This window comes from Bradyrhizobium sp. MI1.7 (genome assembly GCF_055811795.1).
On record NZ_JBVVPO010000041.1, the window covers coordinates 1 to 20,832 of the forward strand.

Consider the following 20,832-nt stretch of genomic DNA (forward strand, 5'->3'; position numbering starts at 1 on the left):
AATGGAAGTGCGCAACGACGTAGTAGGTCTCCTGGAGCACGCGGTCGACGCCGGCATTCGCCAGCACGACGCCGGTGACACCGCCGACAGTGAACAGGAAGATGAAGCCCACCGCCCAGATCATCGGCGCACGGAACTCGATCGAGCCGCCCCACATCGTGGCGATCCACGAGAAGATCTTCACGCCGGTCGGAACCGCGATGACCATCGTCGCGGCGACGAAATAGGCCTGCGTCGCCGAGGACATGCCGACCGTGTACATGTGGTGCGCCCAGACCACGAAGCCGATGCCGCCGATCGCGACCATGGCGTAGGCCATGCCGAGATAGCCGAACACGGGCTTGCGCGAGAAGGTCGAGACGATCTGGCTGACCATGCCGAAGGCGGGCAGGATCAGGATGTACACCTCGGGGTGACCGAAGAACCAGAACAGATGCTGGAACAGCACGGGGTCGCCGCCGCCGTCGGGCGCGAAGAACGTCGTGCCGAAATTGCGGTCGGTGAGCAGCATGGTGATCGCACCGGCGAGCACCGGCAGCGACAACAGCAGCAGGAACACCGTCACCAGGATCGACCACACGAACAGCGGCATCTTGTGCAGGGTCATGCCCGGCGCGCGCATGTTGAAGATCGTGGTGATGAAGTTGATGGCGCCGAGGATCGACGAGGCGCCCGCCAGATGCAGCGACAGGATCGCGAAGTCGACGGCCGGGCCCGGATGGCCGGAGCTCGACAGCGGCACATACATGGTCCAGCCGGCGCCGACGCCGTTGGCACCCGGCTCGCCCTCGACGAAGGTCGACATCAGCAGCAGCGCGAAGGAGGCCGGCAGCAGCCAGAACGAGATGTTGTTCATGCGCGGGAACGCCATGTCGGGCGCGCCGATCATCAGCGGCACGAACCAGTTGCCGAAGCCGCCGATCATTGCGGGCATGACCATGAAGAAGATCATGATCAGGCCGTGAGAGGTCACGAACACATTATAGGTGTGCGTCTCGTGGAAGATCTGCACGCCCGGATACATCAGCTCGGCACGGATCGCGATCGACATGGCGGCACCGATGACGCCGGCGATGACCGCGAAGATCAGGTACATCGTACCGATGTCCTTGTGGTTGGTCGAATAGACATAGCGCCGCCATCCGGTCGGATGGGCGTGCTCGTCATGTCCGTGGTCTTGCGCGTGATCGCCGTGTGCCGCTGCGCTCGTTGCCATTTTCAAATCCTGCCTTGCGTCCCGTTCGGACCTTCTGCGGTCCCGCCCTTTATGTCGCTTTCTGTCCCTCGAGCCTTCGCCCGGCGCTTACTGCGTCGGGCCGGCCGCCGAGGCGAAAGTGCTGGTGCCGCCGCTCGCATATTTCTTCTTCGCCGTTTCGACCCAGGAGGCGAAGTCCTTGTCCTCCACGACGCGAATCGCGATCGGCATGAAGGCGTGGTCCTTGCCGCAGAGCTCCGAGCACTGGCCGTAGAACATGCCGGTCTTGGTGGCCTTGAACCAGGTCTCGTTCAGCCGCCCCGGAATGGCGTCGATCTTGACGCCGAAAGCCGGCAGCGCAAAGGCGTGGATGACGTCCGCGCCGGTGACCTGGACACGAATCACCTTGTTGACCGGCACCACCATCTCGTTGTCGACGCCGAGCAGGCGGGGCTGCTTGTCCTGGGCCATCAGCGAGTCGAACTCGAACTTGCCGTTATCAGGATAGGCATAGGACCAGTACCACTGCTTGCCGGTGGCCTTGATGGTCAAATCCGCCTTCGGCACGTCGAGCTCGAGGAACAGCAGGCGGAACGACGGCACCGAGATACCGACCAGGATCAGCACCGGAACGAGCGTCCACGCCACCTCGATCAGCGTGTTGTGCGTGGTCCGCGACGGCACCGGATTGGCCTTCGCGTTGAACTTCATGACCACGATCACCAGCAACGCCAGAACGAACAGCGTGATCAGCGTGATCAGCACGAACAGAAAGTTGTGGAACCAGACGATGTTGTCCATCACCGGCGAGGCGGATTGCTGGAGCGTCCATTCCCACGGCGCCGGCTGCCCGAGCTCGGCATATGCCGCACCGCCCGTCGCCAGCGTCAGACCCGCCACGGCCAATCCCAGCAAGTGCCGGCCCACATGGCCCATCGACATCCTCATGCCGTTCGCGCTCCCCTAACGAAATCACCCCAAGTGCATCCCCCTATTTCCGGGAAACGCTTATTCGATCCGCCCGTCTGACAAACCGCCGCGCAAGAATACCTCTAAGAGGAATTGGGGCCAGATCGCTAGAACGCCGAAATCAAGCCTCTCAAACCATAATTCTTGATCTATCGCAATGCAGTCTTGAGCCCCGCCTGTCAGCCATCACCCGCAAGATATTTCCTAGTAACATCAGAGAAAAATACCGTTTCCCGGGATGCCGCGGCTTGACAGCGGCATTGCCCGCGGTAGGCACTGGCAGACAGCCGCGCAGGAACCTGATTCGTGCGGGCGATGGCGGTGTGGGCGGCGCGGAATTTGCTTGCGAATCGCCTTCAAGACGCCGTCATTCCCGTATCAGTCCGCCAGGCGCGAGCGACCCAGGCGAGCAGAGGGACCGACCCGATGGGGTTTTCGAGAAGCATGGCAAGGCAGGCGAGCGGCCTCACGATGCTGGCGGCCCTGCTGGTGGTGATTGTCGTCATGGCGCTGCCGGGCCTCGCCCATGCGCAGGGCGCGGTGCGCTCCGTCCATGGCGACTGGCAGATCCGCTGCGACACCCCGCCCGGCGCCCAGACCGAGCAATGCGCCCTGATCCAGAGCGTGGTGGCCGAAGACCGCTCCAATGCCGGCCTCACCGTGATCGTGCTCAAGACCGCCGACCAGAAGAGCCGGCTGATGCGGGTGGTCGCCCCACTCGGCGTGCTGCTGCCATCCGGCCTCGGGTTGAAGCTCGACAACCAGGACGTCGGCCGCGCCGGCTTCGTCCGCTGTCTGCCCAATGGCTGCGTCGCCGAGGTCGTCATGGACGACAAGCTGCTCGGCCAGCTCCGCACCGCCAAGACCGCGACCTTCATCATCTTCGAGACCCCGGAAGAAGGCATCGGCTTCCCGCTCAGCCTGAACGGGCTCGGCGAGGGCTATGACAAGCTGCCATAAGGCGGCAGGCGCGTCCGCGCGCGGCGAATCCTATCGTTTCGTAATGTGGCACCTGGCACCCTCGCGGAACCGCCGGGAAACCATTATCTTGCCCTACATCTTCCGATAATGGACGGACGCATGACCAATCCAGCCACCACCTCCCTGCTCGACCGCGCCAATCTCGACCGCGATCAGGTCCGCAACGAGGTCGCACGCGGGCTTGCCGGTGCCGACGACGGCGAATTGTTCCTGGAATACAGCCAGACCGAAGCGCTGATGTTCGACAATGGGCGGCTGAAGCAGGCGACCTATGACACCTCGCAGGGCTTTGGCCTGCGCGCCGTCAAGGACGATGCGGTCGGCTATGCCCATTCCTCCGACGTGTCGCTGCCGGCGCTGATTCGCGCCGCCGACGCGGTCGCTGCCGTGCGCGGCGGCTATTCGGGCAGCTTCGCGGCCCCGCCGGCGCATACCAATGTGCGGCTCTACGCCGACGACAATCCGCTGGATGCGCCGGGCTTCGAGACCAAGGTGAAGCTGCTCGCCGAGATCGACGCTTACTTACGCGACAAGGATCCGCGGGTGCGGCAGGTCAGCGTCAGCCTCGGCGCAACCTGGCAGGTCGTCGAGATCCTGCGGCCCGATGGCGAGAGCTATCGCGACATCCGCCCGCTGGTGCGCGTCAACGTCTCCGTCGTCGCCGGTCAGGGCGACCGCCAGGAGAGCGGCAGCAAGGGTTATGGCGGCCGCGCCGGCTATGCCGAATTCATCGAGAGCAAGAACTGGCGCGACGCCGCCGACGGCGCGCTGCGCGAAGCCCTGGTCAATCTGGAATCGATTCCCGCCCCCGCCGGCGAGATGGACGTCGTGCTTGGGGCCGGCTGGCCCGGCGTGATGCTGCATGAGGCGGTCGGCCATGGCCTCGAAGGCGATTTCAACCGCAAGAAGACGTCGGCCTTTGCCGGCCTGATGGGCCAGCAGGTTGCGGCCAAGGGCGTCACCGTGATCGACGACGGCACCATTGCCTCGCGCCGCGGCTCGCTGTCGATCGACGACGAGGGCACGCCGACCAACCGCACCGTGCTGATCGAGGACGGCATTCTGGTCGGCTACATGCAGGACCGCCAGAACGCGCGCCTGATGAACATGAAGCCGACCGGCAACGGCCGCCGCCAGGGCTACGCCCATGTGCCGATGCCGCGCATGACCAACACCTACATGCTCGCGGGCGACCGCGATCCGGCCGAGATCCTCGCCTCCGTGAAGAACGGCGTCTTCGCCGCGAATTTCGGCGGCGGCCAGGTCGACATCACCTCGGGCAAATACGTGTTCCAGTGCACCGAGGCCTACAAGATCGAGAACGGCAAGATTGGCGCGCCGCTGAAGGGCGCCATGCTGATCGGCAACGGGCCGACCGACCTGCATCGCATCCGCATGATCGGCAACGATCTCGCGCTGGATACCGGCATCGGCACCTGCGGCAAGAACGGTCAGGGCGTGCCCGTCGGCGTCGGCCAGCCGTCGCTTCTGATGGAACGTATTACAGTTGGTGGAACGGGCGCATGAGCGTTGAGAAGGTAACTGTCACCGCCAAGCGGAAGAGCAGCGGCTGGGCTGGTCAGCTGATGCAGCTCGCCGGCATCGTCGCCGCCGTGTTCATCGCCAAGGGCGCACTCGCCGAGCCGTTCTATGTACCGTCGGGTTCGATGGAGCCGACGCTCCTGATCGGCGATGCGCTGCTCGCCTCGAAATTCCCCTATGGCTACGGCACCTCGTCGCTGCCGATCCAGATCAACCTGCCCGAAAGCGGCCGCGTCTTCGCGGAGACGCCGAAGCAGGGCGACGTCGTCGTGTTCCGCTGGCCCGGCGATCGCTCGCAGGCCTGGGTCAAGCGCGTCGTGGGTCTGCCCGGAGACCGCATCCAGATGCGGCAGGGCCAGCTCTTCATCAACGACCGTCCCGCCGAGCTGAAGCCGGATGGCGTCGGCGCCGCCGAAGACGACAATGGCGGCAGCGAGCCGGCCTACCGCTACATCGAGACCCTGCCGAACGGCGTGTCGCATCTGATCTTCAAGATGCGCGACAACGGTCCGCTCGACAACACGCCTGAAGTGACGGTGCCGCCCGGCCACCTCTTCGTGCTCGGCGATAACCGCGACAATTCCGCCGACAGCCGCGTGCCCCTGCGCTCCGGCGGCGTCGGTCTGCTGCCGATCGACAATCTGGTCGGACGCGCGGATGCCGTGCTCGGCTCCTGGGATCTCGGCATGCGCGGCCAGCCGGTGTGGACCTGGCTCTCCGGCTTCCGGCTCGCGCGGTTCTTCACCGCCGTGCACTGAGCTGATCCCAAGGTCTTGATCAAATGACCTTCGACGACGTCAGAAAATTTGCACTGACGTGGCCGGAGGTCGAGGACGGCACCTCCTACGGCACGCCCGCGCTGAAAGTGCGCAAGAAGATGCTGGCGCGGCTGAAGGAGGACGGCGACAGCCTCGTCGTGCCCGACGTTCCAATCGACGAGCGCGCCATGCTGGTCGAGAGCCAGCCAAGAATCTTTTATTTCACCGATCACTACGCCGACTATCCGATCGTGCTGATCCGCCTGTCCAAGGCGAAGCGCGCGATCGTCGAGCCGTTCCTGCGGCGGCGCTGGCGCGGCCTCGCCTCGAAGACCGCACGAGCGGCGTACGATGCCGGCGCGTGAATGATGGCCGCGATGGATCGCGACCGCTTCCTCACGCTGGCGCTGAAGAACCCAGTCAATGTTGCAATCATCGGCGAGCTCGCCTCGCTCGCGCTTCCCGATGCGTGGCTGGTGTCGGGGTGCCTGGTGCAGACGGCGTGGAACGTACTCACGGACCGCGCGGTCGATCATGGCATCGCCGATTACGACGTGTTCTATTTCGATCCAGACACCTCATGGGAGGCGGAGGACACCGTGATCCGCACGCTGCATGCGCGGCTCGCGCATCTCGGCGTCAAGATCGAGACCCGCAACCAGGCGCGCGTGCACCTTTGGTATCCCGGCAAGCACGGCCTGCCCTATCCGCCTCTCACCTGCTCGACCGACGGCATCGACCGTTTCCTCACCCAGAACACGCAAGTCGGTGTGAGGCACGGAGGCGACGGCTACGAGGTCTACGCGCCGCGCGGCTTCGACGACATAGCCGGATTGATCGCGCGGCCCAATCCGGGCCCGAACTTCTCTGCGGCGAGTTACGCGGTGAAGGCCGCGCGATGGAAGGCGTTGTGGCCGGAGCTCACGGTGATTGCCGCGGCGTGATCACGCCGCCTTGGCCTGTACATTGTCGCAGAACTCCGCGAGCCGATCCGCCAGCCGCAGCGTTGCGGGGCTGGCACCGGGCGAGGCCATCAGCGCCACTTCGGTCCGGTTGATCGGCTCAAAGCCGTCCTTGGCGGTCAGCACGCGGTGGTCGGACTGGATCGACATCTCCGACAGGATGCTTAAGCCCATGCCGGCTGCGACCGCAGCCTGGATGCCCGCGAGACTCGATGACGAATAGGACATGTGCCAGGCGCGGCCCGCGCTTTCCAGCGCGTGGATGGCGCCGGCGCGATAGAGACAGCCGAGCGGAAATCCGATCAGCGGCACGGACGAGGCGTTGACGTCGACCGGATGGCTCTTGCTCGTGACCCAGTGCACCCGCTCCGGCCACACCGCGATAGCGCCTTTCGCGCCGGCCTCACGCTTGAACAAGGCGAGGTCGAGCTCGCCGCGTTCGAGGTCGCGGGACAGGTTCTTGCTCTGGTCGGCGCGCACGTCCATTCGCAGACCCGGATGTGAGCGCGAGAAGGCGCCGAGCAGTTTTGCCAGCCGGTACGCCGCAAAATCCTCGGGGATGCCGAGCCGGATCGCGCCCTCGCTGTCGGGCTCGCGCAGCACGTCGCGCGCCTCCTCGGCGAGCGTGAGCAGCCGTCGCGCGTAGGACAGCAGCCGTTCGCCGGCCTCAGTGGGGCGCACGTCCTTGCCGTCACGGTGCAAGAGCACCTGGCCGACGTCCTCCTCCAGCCGCTTGATCTGCTGGCTGACGGTCGATTGCGTGCGGTGGACGCGCTCGCCGGCGCGGGTGAAGCCGCCGGCCTCGACCACCGAGACGAAGCTGCGCAGGAGCTCCAGGTCGAGCATGGCCGCCTCCATTCGAAAATCCACTGATTGGAAGTTAATCATTTAATTTCCAAATGACAAGCCGTCTCCCTAGATCGAGGGCTCAGGAGAATGCCCTCATGTCGCTCGCCACCTCGCTTCCCGCAGCCCCCAGCCGGTTCAACACGCTGCCGCTCGCCATCGGACTGTTTTGCCTGCTCTGGAGCTATGCCTTCGTCGCCGGCAAGATCGGCGTCACCCATTGCCCGCCGCTGATCCTGCTCGCCGCGCGCTTCTCGCTTGCCGGCATTTTGATCCTCGGTGCGACGCTGATCCGCGGTGATGGCTGGTCATTGTCCTGGCGCGATGCCGCGATCTTTGCCGTGCTCGGCATCGCCAACAACGCACTCTATCTCGGGCTCGGCTACACCGGCCTGCAATCGGTCTCCGCCGGCCTCGGCGGCCTGATCGTCTCGGCCAATCCAGTATTCACGGCGGCGCTCGCTGCGTTGCTGCTTGGCGAAGGCATGACTTGGCGCAAGGCGGGCGGTCTCCTGCTCGGCATCACCGGCGTCACCCTGATCGTCTGGCATCGCCTGTCGGTCGGCACAGACTCCCTGCACGGCATCGTCTTCACCCTGGCCTCGCTCGCCTCCATCGTCGCCGGCACGATTCTGTTCAAGCTGCTCGCGCCGAAGGGAAGCCTGTGGATCGGCAACGGCGTGCAGAACCTCGCCGCCGGCATCGTGCTGACGCCGGTCGCGTTCACCTTCGCCGACGTCCACGCAATTGATTTCACCCCGGGCCTGGTCGGCGCCTTCGCGTTCCTCGTGCTCGGCGGCTCGATCCTCGCCTACTGGCTCTGGTTTCATCTCCTGAAAGTGTGTGGCGCAACGGCTGCGAGCGCCTATCATTTCCTGATGCCGCCGCTCGGCATGCTGTTCGCCTACATCGTGCTCGGTGAGCATGTCGAGGCCCGCGACCTGCTCGGCATCATCCCGGTCGCGCTCGGAATTTACCTGGTGACGCGCCCCGCAAAGCCCGTTGCGTAAGAGGAGCTTTCTGATGCCCATTTCCATCACCCTGATCGGCGGCCCTACCGCGCTGATCGAGATCGACGGCTTCCGCCTGCTCACTGACCCGACCTTCGATGCGCCCGGCGCCTACCAGCTGCCGCATGTGACGCTGGAAAAGACGATCGGCCCCGCACTGAAGGCCGACGCGATCGGCCCGATCGATGCCGTCCTGCTCAGCCACGACCAGCACTCGGACAATCTCGACAATTCCGGCCGCGCGTTTCTCAAACACGCAAAGCGCGTGCTGACCACCGAGGCCGGCGCAAAACGCCTGGGCGGCCATGTCGAGGGCCTCGCGCCCTGGGCGACCTCGCATCTGAAGGACCGTGACGGCAACACCCTGACGATCACCGCGACGCCGGCGCGCCACGGCCCGGCCGGCATCGAGCCGCTGTCGGGCGACGTCATCGGCTTCGTGGTGTCCTCGAGCCGGACGGACACGAGCGACGTCTACATCAGCGGCGACACCACCTGGTTCGACGGCGTCGCCGAGGTCGCGCGCCGCTTCAAATGCGGCGTGGTGCTGCCGTTCGCGGGCGCGGCGCAAACGCGTGGGCCGTTCCATCTCACCATGGACACCAACGACACCATCGAGACGGCGCGCGCCTTTCCGGATGCGATGATCGTGCCATTGCATACCGAGGGCTGGGCGCATTTCCGCCAGGACGGCGAGGATCTGCGCAAGACCTTTGATGTGCTCGGCTTCGGGACCCGGTTGCGATTGCTGGAGCCGGGCCTGCCGACGGTGGTTGAGGCGCCGTGAGGCTCAGCTGTCATGCCCCGGCTTGACCGGGGCATCCAGTACGCCGCGGCGGTCGTTGCGAGAGCGAGCTATTCGACGAAGGCCTCTGGAATACTGGATCGCCCGGTCGAGCCGGGCGATGACGGGAGGAGAGAGTGGTGCTCCTCGCAATGACGGACGCTAATCCTTCCGAAACACGATCGACGCCATCCACCCCGTCATCAGCGCCATCGCGGCCGTCGCGAGGCCGTAGATCAGGCCGTGCTGCCGCGCGCTGGTCGCGACGAACTGCTCGAAGCCGACCTTGACGATCTCGAACGCGGTCTCGGTCTTGGTGACCAACGCGCCGTTCGCGAACAGCTTGATTTCCACCTCATAGGTGCCGATCGGCACCTCCTCCGGCAGTGGAATGCCGGTACGAAACAGCGTCGGTGTCAGGAACGTCACCGCGCTCGGGTCCTCGCGATAGAGACCTTTCTGGGTTCGCAGGCGGATGAAGGCCGAGCGGAACGCATCGTTCGGCACCACGTCGGCATAGTCGCCGCTGACCCGTTGGGTCAGCAGCACGTTGTTGAGCCCGATCTGCTGCCGCCGCGCGATCTCGGGCGAGGTGATGACATCGAAGGGGCGGTTGGCGAACAGCGCGAGATAGCTCGGCACCGCCAGGAACTGCCGGTAGTCGGTGTTGATCCAGATGCCGAAGGTACGCTCCTTGCGCCGCGTGACCATGTCGGCGCGCGGGCCCATCACGGTGACGACGAGATCGTAGCTCTTTCGATCCGCGGGCGTGGAGGCGTCCTTCTCGACCGAGCCGAACAGCACCAGTTCCTCGCCGGAATAGTTCGGCGTCACCGTGACGCGATGGTTGGAGACCGACACGATCAGTCGCTCGGCACGCGCGGCTGAGCCCAGCAGCAGGACGAGAAGGACTGCGAGAGCTGCGCGCATCATCCGCTCACTCCCAATTCACGGATGGTGAAGAGATCCTCGGGCCGGATCACCAGCTCGATGGCGAAGCGGACGCCGACCGAAAGGATCAGCAGGCCCAGCAACAGCCGCAGCTGCTCGCCGCGGATCTTCTGGCCGGCGCGGGCGCCGAACTGCGCGCCGGTGACGCCGCCGACCATCAGGATCAGCGCCAGCACCGCGTCGACGAGGTGATTGGTCACCGCGTGCAGCAAGGTCGCGAACAGCATCGTGACCAGCGTCAGGACCATCGAGGTCCCGATCACGGTCGAAGTCGGCACCCGCAGCAGATAGATCATGATCGGCACCAGGATGAAGCCGCCGCCGATGCCCATGATGGCGCCGATGAAGCCGATCACGATGCCGACGATCACGACAGGAATAACCGAGAGGTAGATCTTCGAGCGCTTGAACCGCATTTTCAGCGGCAGGCCGTGGATCCAGCTGTGCGTGCGCCGTGGCGGCACCGCGCCGCGACGGGTCCGCATCAGGGCGCGCAGGCCCTCGGAGAACATCAGGCTGCCGACCGTGGTGAGCAGCACCACGTAGGACAACGCGATCATCAGATCGAGCTGGCCGAGCGCACGAAGCTGCGTGAAGGACCACACCCCGAGCGCCGTGCCGGTGACACCGCCGCATAACAACACGCTCGCGAGCGCCGGGTCGATCGCGCGCCGCCGCCAGTAGGACAACGCACCGGAAAAGGAGGACGCCGCGATGTGGCTCGCAACGGAGGCGACCGCGACCGCCGGAGTGATCCCGATGAAGATCAGAAGCGGCGTCATCAGGAAGCCGCCGCCGATCCCGAACATGCCGGAGACGAAGCCAACCGCCGCACCCATCGCCAGCACCAGGAAGATGTTGACCGGCAGATCGGCGATCGGGAGATAGAGCTGCATCGAAGGACCACACTCCGGCGAAATGGATCGATTGCGCGGGAATGCTCGCCGGACGGTCGGAACGATTGCCGCGCCCTTCAATAGCGGAATTCGTTGTCGGGCGGGACCATGAATTTAGGGCGTGGTGAACGTGGCGCGCGAGCTGTCTCCCCTCACCCTGAGGAGCCTGCGCAGCAGGCGTCTCGAAGGGCGAGGCCCGGATCGGTGGTGGGGGCCTGCATGGTTCTCGCGGCGATGCGAAGCATCGTCCGCTACGCGCGCCAGGGCGCGCTCCTCACCATGAGGAGTGAGAGTGCGCTTTAGTGCGCCGCCGAGGCCGAGCGCTTGGTCGCGACCGGCTTCGGCGCGGGCTTTGCGTTTGCCTGCGGCGCGCTGTCCCAGCCGCCGTTCGGGGCAGGAACATTGACGGCATCGTCAGGCTGCGGCTCGGCGCTGAAAGTCTGGATCGCGAGCTTGGCGGCGGCGAGCGACTGCGGATCGAGCCGCTTGGCGACGTCGTCGCGCTTGCCGGACGCATCCGCGTCACCCTGGGCGGCTGCGAGAGTGAACCATTTGTAGGATTCGGCGAGGTTCTGCTCCACGCCGATACCGCGGGCATAGAGGATGCCGAGGTTGAACTGGCTGTCGGCGACGCCGCGATCGGCGGCCTTGCGGAACCACTGCGCCGCGCTCTTGTAATTGGCGCCGCGTCCGCCGCCATCGGCGTCGAGCACCGCGAGATTGTGCATCGCCTTGGCGTTCCCGCGCTCGGCGGCCTGCGTGTAGTAGCGGCGGGCGATGTCGGCGTCCTTCTTCACCCCGAGGCCCTTCTCATAGAGCGTGCCGAGGCGGAAGGTCGCGGGCACCACGCCGGCCTGCGCCGCGCGGTCGTACCATTTGGCGGCTTCATCGTAATTCGCAGCGACGCCCTTGCCCTCGGCAAAGCGCACGCCGATCTCGTAGGCCGCGGTCGCATCGCCCTTCATCGCGGCGGTGCGCAGCACCGGACCGCCGATGCCGTCAGGGAGCTTCTCGCTCGGCGGCACCTGGATCATACCGAGCCTCGCGCGGCTCGCGCCCGACAGCGCGCCGGTGACGTCGTTGCTCGCCGCAGGCGGTGGTGGCGTCGCGGGGACCGGCGGGATTTCGACCGAAGCCGAGCTGCCCGACCCTGCCACGGGAGCGGGCGCGGGATTATTCAGCGACTGCTTCCCGATCGGCGTCGGCGAGGTCATCGACGGCGTGACCTGCTCGGGCGTGGCAGGCCTGGCCTCGACCGGCGGCGGCGGAGCCTGCGGCGCGGGCGCGCTCGACGAATTCTCCATCGCCTGCGGTGACGGCGGCGGGCTGCCGCCATCGAGCAGATTCATCGCCATCTTGAAGGTGCCGAGCACGATCACGACCACGCTGGCGCCGACCAGCAGCGAGCGGATCTTCGAGGTGATGGTCGAGCCGCCTTCCTGGCCCGTGTCCTTGGCGCGGCCTGCGATGGCCGCCTTGGCAGCTGCCTTTGCACTTGCCTTGGCACCGCGGGCCGGCTTTTCCGGCTGCGCGGCGGCGGCCTGCGCGGCGCGGCGTGCGGCCGCGATAAAGCTCGACGACGACACCGGCTCTTTCGGCGCGGCGGGGATTTCGCTGATCGCGCTTTCGGACGCGGCAATGCGCTCCGAGGGCGTGGCGACGCGGCCGCCCGGCCGTGTGCCCGGCTCGAGCGGATGGTCCGGCGGCAATTCCGGTGCGAGCGCGGCGCGCGCGGGCGCCGTGTGCGGCTCGAGGATCTCGCTGATCGCACGCGGCGGAACGGGCGGTGCGGTTGGCACCGGCGGCGGCGCGGCCGGTGCGGCGGCATGGAATTCGCGCGGCGCGGCGACGAAGGCGCCCTGTGGCGGCTGTTGCGCGGCGGCCGGGTTCTGCAGCTCTGGCTTCGGATCGTATTTCGGCTGCTGCTGTGGCTGCTGCCACGGCTCGCGCGCGACAGGCGGGGGCTCCATGGGCGCGGCCATTGGCATCGACATGGACGTCGAACTGGGCATCGGCTGCGGTGCGGGTGCCGGCGGCGCCGTGCGCACCGCGCGCAGATCACCCTCGATCATCGAGAGGCGATCGACGACATGGCCGAGCGCGCTGTGCACGGCCTCGAGCGAATCCTGGGTGCTGCGGTTGGTCTCGGCCTGGCTGAAGCGGATGTCGGAGAGCTCGCGCTTGACCAGATCGACCATGCCGGGATCGGCAGACGGCGCCGAATTGCGGCTTTCGGCGAGGGCGGAATAGGTCGCCTGCTGCCGCTCCAGATGCCGCAGGATGTCGTGCAGCCCGTCCTCGACGCGGCTTAGATTGCCGTTGCGCGGATCGGAGGCGGCCTCGATCCGCTCCAGCAGATACGAGACCCGCTGTTCGAGATGCGCAAAGGTCGACGCGGAATCGTTGCCGACCTGCATGCGGTCGAAACGGTCCGACAGCGCGCGGATCGCGGCTTCGAGATGCTCGCTGCTCTCGGTGGGCTGCGGCCGCTCGCGCGTTTCCAGCGCGGCGGTGAGGGCCGCGATGCGCTGCTCCAGTACCGCAAAGCTGTCGCTGGGGCCGGACGAGCGGGTGACCTGGTCGACCTTGGAGGACAGCAGCTGCACGTCATCGGAAAGACGCGCCAGGGCTTCGTTGGAGGCGACGTTGGAGACGATGCCGCGCAGCGCCGAGATCGCGCCTTCGAGCTGGCGCACCGTCGACGGGTCGTCATTGGCGCGCAGGATCAGATCGAGCTTGGCGCCGAGGTTGCGGATCGCCTCGTCATAGCCGGTGAGCTGCTCGGCCGGCGTCAGCGTGCGCAGCACCTGCTTGATCTCGGACAACGCGTGCTCGATGCCCGACAGGACCTGGCCGTCCGTCCCGGACGAGCGGGTCTCGTCGATGCGACGGTGCAGCGAGCGGATCTCATTCTCGATAGATTCGATCGCGCGGCGCGGCATCGCCTCGGTGATGGCGTGGCGGATCTCGGCAAGCTCGCTGCGGAAAGCGTTGATCGCCTGCTCGGTGTTGTCAGGGCGCTGAAGCGACTCGATCTGGCTCGTGATCTTGAGCAGATGGCGCTCGAGCGACGAAAAATCCGGCCCCGGCTGCGGGGGCGGCGGCGCATAGGCAGGCGCGGGCGGCGCCATCGGGGGCGCGAAAGGAGCTGCCGTCGGTGCAATCGAGGGCGCGGCGCGTGGCGGCATCTGCCGCGGCGTAAAGCCGTCGAGCTCGCTCTGCCGTGCCGTGATCTCGGCGACGGCAACGTCGAACGACGCGGGGCTCAAGGGAGGTGAATTGCGATAGACCTGTGCGGCCGCGCGCTCGACCATATCGGCCTGGCGCTGGCGCGTCTCGACGGGTGCCGGAGCCGGTGCCGGCCGCTGAGGCTGCTGCGGCTTTGAGATTTGCGACAGCCGCGCATCGAGCCGCGAGATCGCGTCGTTGAGCTGGCGCGCGACGCCCTGCTCGCGCGAGACGTCTGGTCGCGACGCGTCCTGTCGTGAAGCATCTTGGCGCGGCGCGGGCTTTGAAATCCGTTCGATCTGCTGGGTGATCGCGTCGAGCCGCTGGTGGATATCGGCGACGTCGCGGCTCTCCTGGCTCGGCATCTGTTGCGGGCGCTGATCCTGGCGCTGCTCTTGACGCTGGTCTTGACGTTGTTCTTGGCGTTGATCGTAAGGTCCGCGAAAATTCGGCGGGGCCGTCTCGCCGAGCGTGGAGTTCAGCCAATCGTTGAGTGACATGCCGGCACGACGCGCAGCAGCTTCGGCCCGCTCCCTGACGGATGGATCGATGCCGTCAACACTCCACGATACGCGCGAATTCATGACTCTGTCCGGTTCCGACTCCGGCGCCCCACCCGGCGCCTCCAGCCTCCCCACGCGTGCCGGTTGTGAAGACAATCGGATTTGGCGCGGGTCGTCTGCCTCGAAAACCGACTTTTTCCTGTTACGGTAAATAACGGGTTAAGGAACGCGTTGCCGGTGTCTTAAAGTTGGGCGCCGGGAACCCGATTGCCGCCGCTGGCCCCGCCCCAAAGCTGCGTCCCGACAAAGATTTCGCCACGCGCCCGGTCCGCACGTCTCAATGGATAGAGAGCGGCCCGATCCACGGGCGGGTTCTTGCCTGACTGGATTGTTGGCTGACATGAAAAGGTTGCTCGTGGCCGCGATGGCGGCCGGACTGGCATCGCATGCTGTTGCCGCCGATGCCCCGGCGGCAGCGCCTGCGGTGAAGGCACCGGCGCCCGCGGGATACAATTGGACCAGCTGCTATGTCGGCATCCAGGGCGGCGGCAACTGGGGCAAGAGCGAGCATGTCCGGCGCGCCGGCGACGACTCCGGGCCAACGATCACAGGGACTTTCAATCTCAGCGGTGCTGCCGTCGCGGGCGGCGTCTTCGGCTGCGATTTCCAGATCGAAAAGACCGTGCTCGGCTTCGAGAACGACGCGTCATGGACCAACCAGCACGGCAAGGTGCAGGATCTGCCGCCCTTCAACGTCGGGGTGACGAGCGGCACGCGGGAAAAATGGATCGATATGTTCCGCGGCCGTGTCGGTTACGCGCTCGATCAGTTTCTGATCTATGGCACGGCCGGTATCGCCTTCGCCGGTACCGAGGTCACCGTGTCCAACCAAGTGGTGCAGGTCACCAGCTCCCATACCCGCACCGGCCTGGCGGCCGGGCTCGGTGGTGAATGGGCGGCCTATGTCGATACCTGGGGCGCCGTGACCCTCAAGCTCGAATATGTGCACGTCGATTTTGGCAGCAAACGATATGTCGATCCGCCGATCAGCGGCGCCGTCACGCGCGACGTCAGGCTGACGGACGACATCGTCCGCGCCGGCGTCAATGTCCGGTTCAACTGGGATAGGCCTGTTGTCACGAAGTACTAAGGGCGCTGAAGAGCTAGCCTTTCCCCTCGCGCTTGCCGTCCTCCAGCGGCACGACCGCGCCCTTGCCGCTCATCGCCGATAGCGCCTGGAGCGCCTCTTCGCAGAAATCGGCCACCATCTGCTCGTGGCGGGCACCGAGCTGAAGCAGCAGCAGATTGCCGAGGTCGAGCACGCCCGACGCCGAGCCCTCGGGAAATCGCTTCTTGAGGATCCGCTCGTAATTCTCGTGCCGGTCGCGGTGGTGCTCCAGCCGGGCCATCAGATCGGTGCGCATGGGCTCGATGTCGATGCTGTCGAGCGCGTGCAGCCGCACCAGCAGGTCGTCCTTGATCGAGGGCGGTGTGCTCGGCCGCGCGGCCCAGTGCCGCAGCGCTGTTCGGCCCTCGGGAGTCAGCGTATAAATCAGTTTGTTGGGCTTGCCCGATTGCACGACCTCGCGGCCCTGGATGTAGCCGCGGTCGCGCAGCTTCGAGAGCTCGCGGTAGATTTGCTGGTGGTCGGCTTTCCAGAAGAAGCCGATCGAGGAATCGAATGTCTTGGCGAGCTCGTAGCCCGTCATCGGACGTTCCGTCAGGCATGCGAGGATTGCGTCGCCGAGCGCCATGGCACCAGCTCCATTTCGAGGTCCCGACCAATTGACTTGACTTTATGCGCATCGGTGCATATGCGTCAATGTGCATATGAGGCGGGCTTCAGACCCGCCCTTATCGGCCATCGCGCTACTGTGCATGGGGTTGTTTTCGCGTTTTTGCCAAGGCCTTTGATCAAGAAGGCCTTTGACTAAGGGAGGCACCTGAGAATGACCGGCCTCGATTCCTGGTACGCCTTTATGAAGTCCCACGACCGCGCCGCGCTCTGGGACCTGCTCCATCCTGACGCCGTGTTCGAAAGCCCCGTGGTGCATTCGCCGCAGCGTGGACGCGACATCACCTTCAAATATCTCGCCAGTGCCGAGAAGGTGCTCGGCGGTCCCGGCTTCACCTATGTCGGCGAGTGGAAAAGCGCCAATGGCGCGGTGCTCGAATTCAAGAATGTCATCGACGGCATCGAGATCAACGGTGTCGACATCATCACCTTCGATGCCGAGGGACGCATCACCAATTTCAAGGTGATGGTGCGTCCGCTCAAGGCGATCAACATGCTGCACCGCCTGATGGCGGAGCAGTTGGCCGCCGCTCAATCATAAGTCAACATCATCACTTCAGACCGCCTGCCGGGAGACCATCATGCCGATCTACAAAGCCCCCGTCGAAGACGTGAACTTCCTGCTCAACGACGTCTTCCAGATCGATCGCTACGACAATCTCGCCGGCTTCTCCGACGCGTCGAGCGACGTGCGCGAAGCCATTCTCGGCGAAGCCGCCAAGCTCGCCGAAGAGGTGCTGCAGCCGCTGAATCGTGTGGGCGATCTCGAAGGCTGCAAGCGCGCCGATGACGGCAGCGTCACCACGCCGAAGGGCTTCAAGGACGCCTTCAAGCAAGTGGCAGAGGGCGGTTGGCTTGGCCTGTCGGCGCCGACCGAGTTCGGCGGCCAGGGTCTGCCGGTGACGCTGAGCCAGGCGGTCAACGAATTCCAGATCTCCGCCAACATGGCGTTCTCGATGTATGGCGGCCTCACCATGGGCGCGACCGCGGCGCTGATCGTGCACGGCTCGCCTGAGCAGAAGCAGACCTACGTGCCGAAGATGGTGGCGGGCGAGTGGACCGGCACCATGAACCTGACCGAGCCGCATTGCGGCACCGATCTCGGCATGCTCCGCACCAAGGCGGTCCGCCAGCCCGACGGCAGCTTCAAGATCACGGGCACGAAGATCTTCATCTCGGCCGGTGAGCATGACCTCGCCCCCAACATCATCCACCTCGTGCTCGCCCGCATCGAGGGCGCACCGGCCGGCATCAAGGGCGTGTCGCTGTTCGTGGTGCCGAAATTCATGGTCAATGCCGATGGTTCGGTCGGCGCACGCAACGGCGTGGTGTGCGGCTCGATCGAGCACAAGATGGGCATTCACGGCAATTCCACCTGCGTGATGAACTACGACAGCGCCACCGGCTGGCTGATCGGCGAAGAGAACAAGGGCATGCAGGGCATGTTCGTGATGATGAACGAGGCCCGCCTCGGCGTCGCCGTTCAGGGTCTCGCGCAGTCCGAGGTCGCCTATCAGAACGCGGTCGCCTATGCCCGCGAGCGCATCCAGGGCCGCTCGCTGACCGGCGTGAAGGCGCCGGACAAGCAGGCCGACCCGATCATCGTGCATCCCGACGTGCGCCGCACGCTGCTCTCGATCCGCGCCTTCAACGAGGCGGCGCGCGCCTTCGTGATGTGGACCGCGCTGAAGAGCGACGTCGCCCATCGCTCCGAAGATCCCAAGGACCGCCAGGCCGCCGACGACCACATGGGCCTGATGACGCCCGTGCTGAAGGGCTTCCTCACCGATTACGGCTTTGCCAACGCGGTGCAGGCGCAGCAGATGTATGGCGGCCACGGCTACATTGCCGAGCAGGGCATGGAGCAGTTCGTGCGCGATGCCCGCATCGCCATGATCTATGAAGGCGCCAACGGCATCCAGGCGCTCGACCTCGTCGGCCGCAAGCTGCCGCGCGACGGCGGCCGTGCCATCATGGCCTTCTTCGGCGAGGTCATGGCCTTCGCCAAGGAGAACGGCGGCGACGAGGCGCTCAAGCCATTCATCACCCCGCTCTCGGCCTCGCTCGGCCATCTCCAGCAGGCCACGACCTGGCTGATGCAGAACGCGATGGCGAAGCCGGACAATGCGGGCGCTGCCGCAACCGATTACCTGCATCTCTTCGGCTTCGTCGCGCTCGGCTACATGTGGGCGAAGATGGCCAAGGTGACGCAGGCGAAGATTGCCGCGAGCGGAGCGACGCCCTATCTCTCGACCAAGCTCGTCACCGGCCGCTTCTTCATGGAGCGCATGCTGCCGGAGACCGCCGCCAATCTCGCGCGCATCCAGGCCGGCTGCGCCACCATCATGGAACTGCCGGCGGAAGCTTTCTGAGGCTTCCCGCTTCGCCAATGATCCGACCGCGCCGCGGTCGTAACCAATAACTGCAATCAGGAGGCTCCCATGGCAGATGCCTATATTTACGACCACGTCCGAACCCCGCGCGGCCGCGGCAAGGCAGACGGCGCGCTGCACGAGGTGACGGCGCTCGCGCTCGCCACCGTGCCGCTGAAGGCGCTGAAGGACCGCAACAACTTGCCGGAAGATTCCGTCGACGACGTCGTGCTCGGCGTGGTCGACCCCGTCGGCGAAGCCGGCAGCGATATCGCGCGCTTCGCCGCGCTCAAGGCCGGCCTAGGCGAAGCCGTGCCCGGCGTGCAGATCAGCCGCTTCTGTGCTTCCGGCCTCGACGCCGTGAATTTTGCCGCAGCCCAGGTGATGAGCGGCCAGCATGAGCTGGTGATCGGTGGCGGCGCCGAATCCATGAGCCGCGTCGGCATCGGCGCCTCCGGTGGCGCCTGGCCGATGGACCCGTCGATGGCGGTGCCGGCCTACTTCATGCCGCAGGGCGTCTCGGCCGATCTGATCGCCACGAAGTACGGCTTCTCGCGCGACGACGTCGACGCCTATGCCGTGCAGAGCCAGCAGCGCGCCGGCAAGGCCTGGGACGAGGGCCGGTTCAACAGGTCCATCGTGCCCGTGAAGGACATCAACGGCCTCACCATCCTCGCCAAGGACGAGCACATGCGGCCCTCGACGACGATGCAGTCGCTGGCACAGCTTCAGCCGTCGTTCACGATGATGGCGCAGATGGGCGGCTTTGACGGCGTCGCGGTGCAGTCGCACCCGGAAATCGAGCGCGTGAACTACGTGCACCACGCCGGCAACTCGTCGGGTATCGTCGACGGCGCCGGCGCCGTGCTGCTCGGCAGCAAGGAAGCGGGTAGCAAGTACGGCCTGAAGCCGCGCGCAAAGATCCGCGCCTTCGCCAATGTCGGCTCCGAGCCGGCGATGATGCTGACCGGTCCGGTCGACGTCACCGAGAAGCTGTTCGCGCGTTCGGGCATGAAGAAGTCGGACATCGACCTGTTCGAGCTCAACGAAGCCTTCGCCTCCGTCGTGCTGCGCTACATCCAGGCCTTCGACATCGACAACGCCAAGATCAACGTCAATGGCGGCGCGATCGCACTCGGCCATCCGCTTGGCGCCACCGGCGCGATGATTTTGGGCACCGTGCTCGACGAGCTCGAGCGCACCAACAAGGCGACCGCCTTGGTGACGCTGTGCATCGGCGGCGGCATGGGCACCGCGACCATCATCGAGCGCGTCTAACGAGCTGCCGTAGGGTGGGCAAAGCGAAGCGTGCCCACCATTGCTGTCTCCGCGAAGGATGGTGGGCACGGCGCAAGAGCGCCTTTGCCCATCCTACGAGATCTCAAGTCAACCGCCGCGCCTGAGATCGGCTGCGGCACCGAGGAGCAACCAACATGGCTTACAAGAACTTTAGGGTTGAGACCGATTCCGACGGCATCGCGCTCGTCACCTGGGACATCCCGGGCCGTTCGATGAACGTGCTCGACGAGACCTCGACCAGCGAGCTCGATGCGATCGTCAAGGAAACCACGGCCGACGCCGCCGTGAAGGGCGTCGTCATCACCTCCGCCAAGGAGGCGTTCTGCGCCGGCGCCGACCTGTCGATGCTCGAGGGCATGAACCAGGCCTACGCCAAGGTCTTGAAGGAGCAGGACGAGACCGCCGCAAACCAGATGCTGTTCGACCAGAGCCGGCGCTTCTCGCAGGTGCTGCGTTCGATCGAGACCTCCGGCAAGCCGTGGGCGGCCGCGATCAACGGCCTCGCGCTCGGCGGCGGTTTCGAGATCACGCTGTGCTGCCACTACCGCGTCGCGGCGGAAAATCCCAAGACGCGCCTCGGCCTGCCCGAGGTCAAGGTCGGCCTGTTCCCCGGCGCCCGGGGGGCCGCCCCCCCGCCCCCCCCCCCCGGGGGGGGGGCGGGGGGCCGCGGGAGACAGCCAAAGAGTAGCGGGGACGACGCGCGGGAGGAACAGCAGCAGTAAAAAGAGTATCAAAAAAGGA

The 20,832-nt window shown here is 65.8% G+C and carries 18 protein-coding genes and 1 pseudogene; 12 read left to right on the forward strand and 7 right to left on the reverse strand.

Annotation, left to right across the window (positions count from 1 at the left end; genetic code table 11):
• Both AC0L3X_RS30065 and coxB read right to left on the reverse strand, forming a co-directional pair.
• Window positions 1-1,216 (reverse strand): cytochrome c oxidase subunit I (locus AC0L3X_RS30065; protein WP_473317075.1); only part of this gene is annotated, 1,216 nt, incomplete at its 3' end.
• Window positions 1,217-1,303: 87 nt separating this feature from the next.
• Window positions 1,304-2,143 carry a cytochrome c oxidase subunit II gene (coxB, locus tag AC0L3X_RS30070; protein ID WP_063980764.1) on the reverse strand — a complete coding sequence of 280 codons (840 nt, stop codon included), beginning with the start codon at window positions 2,141-2,143 and terminating at the stop codon, window positions 1,304-1,306.
• A gap of 447 nt (window positions 2,144-2,590) precedes the next feature.
• Between coxB and AC0L3X_RS30075 the strand changes: the two genes are divergently transcribed.
• The 5 genes from AC0L3X_RS30075 to AC0L3X_RS30095 all read left to right on the forward strand — a co-directional run bounded on the left by AC0L3X_RS30075 (window position 2,591) and on the right by AC0L3X_RS30095 (window position 6,389).
• On the forward strand, window positions 2,591-3,124 hold the full coding sequence (locus AC0L3X_RS30075) for an invasion associated locus B family protein (RefSeq protein WP_063986050.1): 534 nt from the start codon (window positions 2,591-2,593) through the stop codon (window positions 3,122-3,124).
• Between the two features lie 120 nt (window positions 3,125-3,244).
• The gene (tldD, locus tag AC0L3X_RS30080) at window positions 3,245-4,672 is read left to right on the forward strand and encodes a metalloprotease TldD (protein ID WP_063986049.1); all 1,428 of its coding nucleotides are present in this window, start codon (window positions 3,245-3,247) and stop codon (window positions 4,670-4,672) included.
• Window positions 4,669-5,445, forward strand: coding sequence for a signal peptidase I (lepB, locus tag AC0L3X_RS30085; protein ID WP_063980763.1), 777 nt, complete (start codon window positions 4,669-4,671; stop codon window positions 5,443-5,445). Before tldD ends, lepB begins: the two co-directional genes overlap by 4 nt.
• Window positions 5,446-5,468: 23 nt before the next feature.
• On the forward strand, window positions 5,469-5,810 hold the full coding sequence (locus AC0L3X_RS30090; protein WP_231143820.1) for an MmcQ/YjbR family DNA-binding protein: 342 nt from the start codon (window positions 5,469-5,471) through the stop codon (window positions 5,808-5,810).
• Between the two features lie 12 nt (window positions 5,811-5,822).
• Window positions 5,823-6,389, forward strand: a complete 567-nt coding sequence (locus AC0L3X_RS30095; RefSeq protein ID WP_063986048.1) for a nucleotidyltransferase family protein — start codon at window positions 5,823-5,825, stop codon at window positions 6,387-6,389.
• Here the strand turns inward: AC0L3X_RS30095 and AC0L3X_RS30100 are convergent, their stop codons facing one another.
• Window positions 6,390-7,253: a LysR family transcriptional regulator gene (locus AC0L3X_RS30100; RefSeq protein WP_063986047.1), complete on the reverse strand. Its 864-nt coding sequence runs from the start codon at window positions 7,251-7,253 to the stop codon at window positions 6,390-6,392.
• A 98-nt stretch (window positions 7,254-7,351) separates the two neighbouring features.
• On the opposite strand from AC0L3X_RS30100, the gene AC0L3X_RS30105 reads away from it, so the two are divergent.
• Window positions 7,352-8,263: a DMT family transporter gene (locus AC0L3X_RS30105; protein ID WP_063980761.1), complete on the forward strand. Its 912-nt coding sequence runs from the start codon at window positions 7,352-7,354 to the stop codon at window positions 8,261-8,263.
• 13 nt (window positions 8,264-8,276) lie between these two features.
• Window positions 8,277-9,050, forward strand: coding sequence for an MBL fold metallo-hydrolase (locus tag AC0L3X_RS30110; RefSeq protein ID WP_063980760.1), 774 nt, complete (start codon window positions 8,277-8,279; stop codon window positions 9,048-9,050).
• Between the two features lie 159 nt (window positions 9,051-9,209).
• Here the strand turns inward: AC0L3X_RS30110 and AC0L3X_RS30115 are convergent, their stop codons facing one another.
• From AC0L3X_RS30115 to AC0L3X_RS30125, 3 genes are all read right to left on the reverse strand, one after another.
• Entirely contained in the window at window positions 9,210-9,980 is a 771-nt protein-coding gene (locus AC0L3X_RS30115) for a TIGR02186 family protein (RefSeq protein ID WP_063980759.1), read from the reverse strand.
• Window positions 9,977-10,894: a sulfite exporter TauE/SafE family protein gene (locus AC0L3X_RS30120; RefSeq protein ID WP_063980758.1), complete on the reverse strand. Its 918-nt coding sequence runs from the start codon at window positions 10,892-10,894 to the stop codon at window positions 9,977-9,979. Before AC0L3X_RS30120 ends, AC0L3X_RS30115 begins: the two co-directional genes overlap by 4 nt.
• Before the next feature lie 299 nt (window positions 10,895-11,193).
• Window positions 11,194-14,706 carry a tetratricopeptide repeat protein gene (locus AC0L3X_RS30125; protein WP_354131621.1) on the reverse strand — a complete coding sequence of 1,171 codons (3,513 nt, stop codon included), beginning with the start codon at window positions 14,704-14,706 and terminating at the stop codon, window positions 11,194-11,196.
• Between the two features lie 319 nt (window positions 14,707-15,025).
• Here AC0L3X_RS30125 and AC0L3X_RS30130 point away from each other — a divergent pair, with 319 nt between their 5' ends.
• On the forward strand, window positions 15,026-15,775 hold the full coding sequence (locus AC0L3X_RS30130; protein ID WP_063980756.1) for an outer membrane protein: 750 nt from the start codon (window positions 15,026-15,028) through the stop codon (window positions 15,773-15,775).
• 13 nt (window positions 15,776-15,788) lie between these two features.
• Here the strand turns inward: AC0L3X_RS30130 and AC0L3X_RS30135 are convergent, their stop codons facing one another.
• Entirely contained in the window at window positions 15,789-16,379 is a 591-nt protein-coding gene (locus tag AC0L3X_RS30135; RefSeq protein ID WP_063980755.1) for a PadR family transcriptional regulator, read from the reverse strand.
• Between the two features lie 195 nt (window positions 16,380-16,574).
• Here AC0L3X_RS30135 and AC0L3X_RS30140 point away from each other — a divergent pair, with 195 nt between their 5' ends.
• From AC0L3X_RS30140 to AC0L3X_RS30155, 4 genes and pseudogenes are all read left to right on the forward strand, one after another.
• On the forward strand, window positions 16,575-16,961 hold the full coding sequence (locus AC0L3X_RS30140) for a nuclear transport factor 2 family protein (RefSeq protein WP_063980754.1): 387 nt from the start codon (window positions 16,575-16,577) through the stop codon (window positions 16,959-16,961).
• Window positions 16,962-17,001: 40 nt separating this feature from the next.
• On the forward strand, window positions 17,002-18,792 hold the full coding sequence (locus AC0L3X_RS30145) for an acyl-CoA dehydrogenase C-terminal domain-containing protein (RefSeq protein WP_063980753.1): 1,791 nt from the start codon (window positions 17,002-17,004) through the stop codon (window positions 18,790-18,792).
• Window positions 18,793-18,861: 69 nt separating this feature from the next.
• Window positions 18,862-20,070 (forward strand): acetyl-CoA C-acetyltransferase, encoded by a 1,209-nt coding sequence (locus tag AC0L3X_RS30150; RefSeq protein ID WP_231143818.1) that lies wholly within the window; start codon window positions 18,862-18,864, stop codon window positions 20,068-20,070.
• A gap of 155 nt (window positions 20,071-20,225) precedes the next feature.
• Window positions 20,226-20,832 (forward strand): annotated as a pseudogene (locus tag AC0L3X_RS30155) (enoyl-CoA hydratase-related protein); the annotation flags it as partial.